This window comes from Halobacillus rhizosphaerae (assembly GCF_046719735.1).
Classification (GTDB): domain Bacteria; phylum Bacillota; class Bacilli; order Bacillales; family Halobacillaceae; genus Halobacillus_B; species Halobacillus_B rhizosphaerae.
Genome location: NZ_JAUTWQ010000033.1, coordinates 24,650 through 31,285 on the forward strand (window position 1 = coordinate 24,650; position 6,636 = coordinate 31,285).

A 6,636-nucleotide genomic window follows, 5' to 3' on the forward strand; every position below is an offset into this window, starting at 1 on the left:
CCATTTATTCCGCATCACCTTCAGCGCTCCTTTCATTAGCCTGCTTAAGAGTCTCTGAAGATGGCTCGATATTCTTATTAATGATCGAAATCGTGTCATCGATAAATTGATCCTCTTCCATATTCAGCAGCGTCCCTTGAAGCCCGTCTACAAAATAATCCTTCTTCCCATTTACAGTAAATTTCCAGGTAGGATTAAACACCTGTGCCCCATTTTCTACTCCGAATTCAAGATTCACTCGGGAATAATAGCCAATGCTCGTGTCTGTAATCTTATCACCGCTGGATAGTGCAGGCCTCAAGCTGCTGGCCGCATCCCTGGCAGAAAGCACAGCTGCATCATCTCCGCTGCTGAAACTGCTGGAGTCGGCTATATTTAAGAGGGCAGCTGAGTAAGAGACCATCTTGCCATCTTTCACATGAATGACGAGAGATCCGCCTTTATTGTAATAAATGGTCCGATTATTTGCTTTTTGGAAAAAGAGCAACGCATTTTTGTCTTTGTTCCACGTCCAGTACGAATACTGGTTAGCAAAAGGAATGTTCTCCGACACCTGGGAAACAATGTGATCTTCATCAATCTTAATGGGATCTTTAAATTTGGAAACAAGCAGCCGATTCTTTTTAATAGAATATTCTTGTTCGGACTTATCGAGTTTCTCAATTTCACTTAAATTATCACTCGTAAATTCGTCGGGAGACGCCCTGATGACGTCGATCGCCGGTGCCTTCTCATTAGGAACAGCGGAAAAATCAATGTCCTTCTGATCCACCGTTTCCTGAGGAAGGGTACTTAATTCTTCATTCGTTTGCTTATTTAAGAATTGTTGAAAGAGAAATAGGTCGAGAACGAGGAAGCTGAGAATGAATAAGGTCTTTATTTGTCCCCACTGCATTCTATTCGCCTCCTTTACTACTGGAGATGCCCTGTTCTTCCAGATCGAGTTCTTTCCACTTTCCGTTTTCATGGACAAACCACTGAGGGATCAGATTGTAAGCAGGAGATCCTGCTTTCTGTGGAAACAAGCTGTACCCAATTTTAATATCATCAATTAAACGCTCATTGTACTGCGGCGAATCCTTAATATAAGTCACGACGTCATTGCCGGATGGCAGAGTGGCATCCTGGGATTCGCTGTACCGGTAAGAGTCAAAATTAATTAATGGCCGGCTGTACTCTCTGATATTCCCATTCTTAGAACTATAGGTAATGGAAATCGTGGAAGTTCCTTTCGAGCTTGATAAGACAGGAATCCCATTATAATGCATCAAATAGTCTACTTTTTGCGGAGAAGTGGACACACCATTTATTTTAAATGTATCAGTCCAGCCCATCTGCGCATTAATTTCATTTAAAGCTTTCGTCATAATTTGATACTTGCTCATGGAAGGCACTGTCCCAATGAGAGCGGAATCGACATTCACATAATGCAGCCACGTATCCGTATACGTAAGCCTCTTATAGTTTCCCCTCTGCTCTTTTTGATTGCCGGAAATAATCGTCGTAACCTTGTCACCCGACAGCAGATTATTTTGTAAGGGAGCAACGTCAATCGCATTATACGTTAATAGTTTCTTAGGTACCTGATCTACCTGGTTCTCGGGTAAATAAATTCGATGATTGGTTTGATCAGGAGTATAAAGAAATTCGTCTCTTAACACGTCTTTATTGGTTGTTAAATCCTTGATAAGAGAGGTGGCCCCATTTTTAGGTAACAGACCCTTTAAAACTTTCTCGTTTTGGTCATTTACAAAGACCACTTCCGCAGAACTGTCTTCATTCGCAGTGCCCTTGTACACAAAGAAAATCCGGTTAAAGTCTACTTTGCTCACAATGGAATTGCTATCCGATATACTAAACAAATCAGTGATCACATCTGAAGGAAGAGAAGCAGGGAAAAGTAATTCCACACTTCGATCGCCCTCAGGAATCCCCTTACTTTTCGTAGCGGTAATATCGAGCAGTGGAAAGTTCTTCATCTGATCCATCAGCTGTTTGACGTGTTCATTGTTCTTATAAGAATCCTTATAGGTGTAATACCCATTATTATTCGAAAAAACGACTTTATCCGGCCTGATTATTTGAGCCATAGTCTGCTGTTCCCCGTTTAATTCGGTGTTTTTCACCGTTTCATTGTTGGTAACCTCTTTATAATCAGGTTGATAATACCATAAGGCAACGGTCAGAATTAAACTAAATGAAATCAACAGGATTAAAATAATGCTTTTTGCGGACTCTACTCTCATAATTTCCCCCTCCGCTTCTGACTCATAAGCGGAAGCGTAAAGAGAACGGTTGTCCCTTTACCTTCTTTACTTTCAGCCCAGATTTTCCCGTGATGGGCGTCAATTATTTCCCGGGCAATAGCAAGGCCAAGACCGGTGCCTCCGAGTTCACGAGTCCGGGCTTTATCTACGCGGTAGAACCGATCAAAGATTTTGTCGACGGTGTTGGCAGGCATGCCCAGACCTTCATCAGAGATGCTGACACGCAGCTGTTTTCTCGTGGATATAGCTTTAAAGCGAATGGTTCCGCCTTCAGGAGAATATTTAATCGCGTTGGAGATCACGTTATCGAGTACCTGCATCAGCTTATCCTCATCGATCCAGACAAGCATTTCTTTATCAGGAAAATCCCGTTCAAACTCGATGTTTTCATATTTATTCATTTCAAAGCGCTCAATCACTTGATTTAGAAAGCCGATGAATTCGACTGTTTCTTTCATCAAATGGGTTTCCTGATGATCCATTTTCGTTAATTGCAGCAGGTCATTAACTAACCGAATCATCCGTTCGGTTTCATTTTGAGTCACATCTAAAAACCGGGGAGCGATTTCCGGATCCTGCCATGCCCCGTCATTCAGCGCTTCAATATAACTCCTCATCGATGTCAGCGGGGTTCTCAGCTCATGAGAAACATTGGACACAAACTCACGGCGTTCCTGTTCCACTTTCTCCTGCTCGGTTACATCACTGAGCACCGTAATAAAGCCATCTCTTTCATCTTTTTCATTAATAACGACAGAGAAATTGGCTTTTAATAGCAAATGCTGATCCTCTGTGCTCAAATCAGTAATAATCGAGTCCGTGTTTTCGATTTCCGACACATCAGAAAGCTGCTCATTTAAATCCAGAATGTCGATCAAAGACTGCCCCTGGACGTCCTCAAAGCTTTGGCCGATTAAGGTAGAGGCGGGAGCATTCATAAGCGTAATCGCTCCTAAGCGATCGGTCGCAATAACCCCGTCCGACATATTAGACAGCACCGAACTGAGTTTCCGCCGCTCCCCTTCGGTTGTGGCCTGAGATAATTTCAATTTATCATTCAAGTCATTAAAAGTAAGTCCCAGCTGACTAATCTCATCATTGCCGTGCACAGTCACTTTTTGCGAAAAGTCACCGGTCGACATAATTTGAGCCTGCTTCCTCATTTCACTCAGCGGTCTGGTAATCGTTCTCGCTACCAAAATCCCGAGCAAAGCCGTAATCGTGATCGCCAAAAGGGTGCCCTTGGCAAAGATTTTATTAATATCCTGAAGCTGATCATAAACACTGCTCATATCAGCTTGATAATAGACCGCTCCGACCGCTTCAGAGTTCTCAATAATGGGACGAACTCCTACCCAGACCCGCTCTCCTTCATCGGCATCGACCATAATTTCCGGATCCGTGGACCCGAACATCAACAAAGCGTTGGTTACTTTGAGCTCTGTAGTCTTTTGGCCGATATTATTTCCTTCATATCCAAAAGAGGCAATGATCCTTTTATTATCATTCACGACCTGCAGCTTGGTGATTTCACTGCTTGGATTGTATTTGAACCGATCAATGAGCGTTGTCACATCCGTCTCGAGCGTCGGGTCATCTTCGGTACGATCTGCCGAAAACGATTGCTGTAAACTATAGGTTAAGGTATCTATACGACCTTCAATAGAACTCGTAAAATTATCCTTAAGCTTGCCTTCTAATCCTTTAACAAAGTAGGCTCCAATAACCTGAATGCCAAGCAATAGAAGAAGAATGTAGACAACAATCAGTTTTAAGCGAACCGACTGAAAAAATCCTACTTTCTTCATCAGCCTCTTACTCCTGCTCTGGATTTCTTAAGTAATAGCCCACTCCTCGGCGAGTGACAATCCAGGCAGGGTTACTTGGATTTTCTTCAATTTTTTCACGCAGGCGGCGGACGGTAACATCTACAGTGCGGACGTCACCGTAGTAATCGTACCCCCAAACGGTTTCCAATAAATGTTCGCGCGTCATTACTTGGGAAATATGGCGGGCAAGATAATGAAGCAGCTCAAATTCACGATGGGTCAGCTCGATATAATCTCCATCGCGTGTCACCGTATAAGCATCTGGATGAATCGCCAGACGGCCGATCGTAATATCTTTAGACCCGTGGCCTTGATCTTCTGGTTCCTGCTGCTGGCGGCGCAGATTTGCTTTCACACGAGCGATTAATTCACGATTACTAAATGGCTTCGTTACGTAATCATCCGCTCCCATTTCGAGTCCCAGCACTTTATCAATTTCGGCATCTTTCGCTGTCAGCATGATAATCGGCATGGTATGTGTTTTCCTGACTTCACGGCATACTTCATTGCCATCTTTATTAGGAAGCATAATATCAAGTAAAATTAAATCAGGATCTTCATCTCCTGCTTTCTTAATGGCTTCGTCTCCATCATAAGCACATACGACTTCATATCCTTCTTTTTCTAAATTAAATTTAAGTATATCCGCAATCGGCTTTTCGTCATCGACAACTAATATTTTTGGTGGTGCCATATAACGTTCACTTCCCTTTCGTCAACTTCTATGCTATTCCTCATTTTAACTTATTTACTGCTAAATGTCTTACAATTACCTGAGGATCTGATAATTTCCAATGTTTTTACACATAGGATGGGGGATCGAGGGCGTTTCTCTTTTTTCTTAGTGTGAGCATTTAGGAGGGAATCTAACATCTGCAGTTTTGATTCTATTCTCTAAGAGCAGCGCATTCATATTTAGTTTGTAGAAATTTATAAGGATTTCCTTTACGTTTTATCGTGAGTTAGAGGTGAGGAAAATGACTCGCTTTCCATAGACGGCCGGTAAGATTCCTCGGGCAGAGCCCTGTGGGATCTCACCTGTCCTATCCTCCCATAGGAATCTCCCCATTTCCCCCACCTCTTTATGATTATTTTGAGAACGGAAATATCAAATTGGGGATTAAAAGATGCACATGCCAGAATCTTTCTAACTTTCAGCAAGCCTGGTGCGGGCGTTTTCTCAGCTATTTTAGAGCTTCTATTGCCCTTAATTGAGGACCTATCCTATTTACTGTGTTTCTATCTCACACTCTTGAAGCTGTCGCTTATCCGCTCATCGCAGGGCCTCTATCGCTCTTATATGCCTGTCTATCCACGCAATAAAGAGTTCTATCCATCCCGAATGGAAAACTATCTGACCTTTCGACGATTCTATCCTACTTTCGGCGTTCTATCACTCCATCACAGCACCTCTTTCGCACCTACAAATGAGGTCTATCAACCACAAACCAGCAGCTATCGCTTATAACCGCCAGCCTCCAAAAAAACCGCCAAAAATTACGGGCCATTAAAAAAATCCGCTATGAGCATTCATAGCGGATTCCTATTTAGTAGAAAGATTCTGGATTTTTGAGCGAGCCATGCTTGTGAATTTCGAAATGGAGATGGATCCCCGTTGAATCCCCTGTTGTCCCCATAACGCCGATTTTCTGGCCGCGCTTCACCTTCTGGCCAGGGCGGACACTAATCGAAGCCAGATGGCCATACAGCGTTTCATAGCCATTCTTATGATTAATCACAACCTTATTGCCGTAGCCGCCCGTCGTATATCCAGCGGAGACGACCACGCCATTGTCGGCTGCTTTAATGGTACGGTTGCTAACTCCGGCAATATCAATGCCTTTATGGTACTCGCCCCAGCGTTTCCCCTGGTGACTGGTAATCACACCGCCGACCGCAGGCCAGTCAAAATTACCGGTACCTCGGGATGGAATCACTTTTGTGCCTTTTAGGATAATTTTATCTACAGGTTTTGAAATCGTTTCTTCTTTTGTCGTTCCTTTTTCTACAACTTGATCATTCTTTTTATTTATAAAGTAATGGACTTTCTTCTCGCCGTCCTTGCCTGCTTGTTTCACCTTCGTTTTGCCTTTATAAAGCTTATCTGTTTTCACGACTTTGGTATGATGCTTAATCGTTTCTTTCTTAATCCCTTTTTCTTTAATCAGTACTTCTGTCAAAGGAACGATATCGGTAACATTCAGCTTCTGGCCGATGTGTAACAGACCATCTTCCTTAAGCTTCGGGTTCATATTCAGTAATTTTTTAGTAGAAAGATCATACTTGTCAGCAATTTCTCCGAGAAATTCACCTTTTTTCACCGTATGTATCTTTTCTTCCGCTGTACCCTTCTGCAGGGTTTTGACGGCTTCCTGTACGGTATCCACAGAAGAAGGTTTTACTTGTTCTTCTTCTTTTGAAACCTTTTTCGTTAAAGCGACGTCTATAATGGCAGATTCCCCAAGTTTAATATGAGGGGTCGTACCTTCAGCTTTACGTTTTTCAAGCTTTTGCAGCTTCTTGGGTTTTACATAGTTCTC

General features: G+C 42.8%; 5 protein-coding genes. All 5 read right to left on the minus strand.

Going from position 1 to position 6,636, the window contains the following annotated elements:
- Positions 1-4: 4 nt before the first annotated feature.
- Entirely contained in the window at positions 5-895 is an 891-nt protein-coding gene (locus Q7A53_RS20750; protein WP_411791125.1) for a two-component system regulatory protein YycI, read from the minus strand.
- Position 896: 1 nt separating this feature from the next.
- Positions 897-2,246 carry a YycH family regulatory protein gene (locus tag Q7A53_RS20755; protein ID WP_411791126.1) on the minus strand — a complete coding sequence of 450 codons (1,350 nt, stop codon included), beginning with the start codon at positions 2,244-2,246 and terminating at the stop codon, positions 897-899.
- Positions 2,243-4,075 (minus strand): cell wall metabolism sensor histidine kinase WalK, encoded by a 1,833-nt coding sequence (gene walK, locus Q7A53_RS20760; protein WP_411791127.1) that lies wholly within the window; start codon positions 4,073-4,075, stop codon positions 2,243-2,245. The genes Q7A53_RS20755 and walK overlap by 4 nt, the downstream gene beginning before the upstream one ends.
- A 7-nt stretch (positions 4,076-4,082) precedes the next feature.
- Positions 4,083-4,790 (minus strand): response regulator YycF, encoded by a 708-nt coding sequence (gene yycF, locus Q7A53_RS20765; protein ID WP_411791128.1) that lies wholly within the window; start codon positions 4,788-4,790, stop codon positions 4,083-4,085.
- A gap of 853 nt (positions 4,791-5,643) precedes the next feature.
- A partial coding sequence (locus Q7A53_RS20770) for a peptidoglycan DD-metalloendopeptidase family protein (protein ID WP_411791129.1) occupies positions 5,644-6,636 on the minus strand: 993 nt, incomplete at its 5' end.

What these genes read in the sequence shown, in the direction of transcription:
- Q7A53_RS20750 (WP_411791125.1), bottom strand. Translation starts at nt 895, where the DNA reads ATGCAGTGGGGACAAATAAAGACCTTATTCATTCTCAGCTTCCTCGTT.
- Q7A53_RS20755 (WP_411791126.1), bottom strand. Translation starts at nt 2,246, where the DNA reads ATGAGAGTAGAGTCCGCAAAAAGCATTATTTTAATCCTGTTGATTTCA.
- walK (WP_411791127.1), bottom strand. Translation starts at nt 4,075, where the DNA reads ATGAAGAAAGTAGGATTTTTTCAGTCGGTTCGCTTAAAACTGATTGTT.
- yycF (WP_411791128.1), bottom strand. Translation starts at nt 4,790, where the DNA reads ATGGCACCACCAAAAATATTAGTTGTCGATGACGAAAAGCCGATTGCG.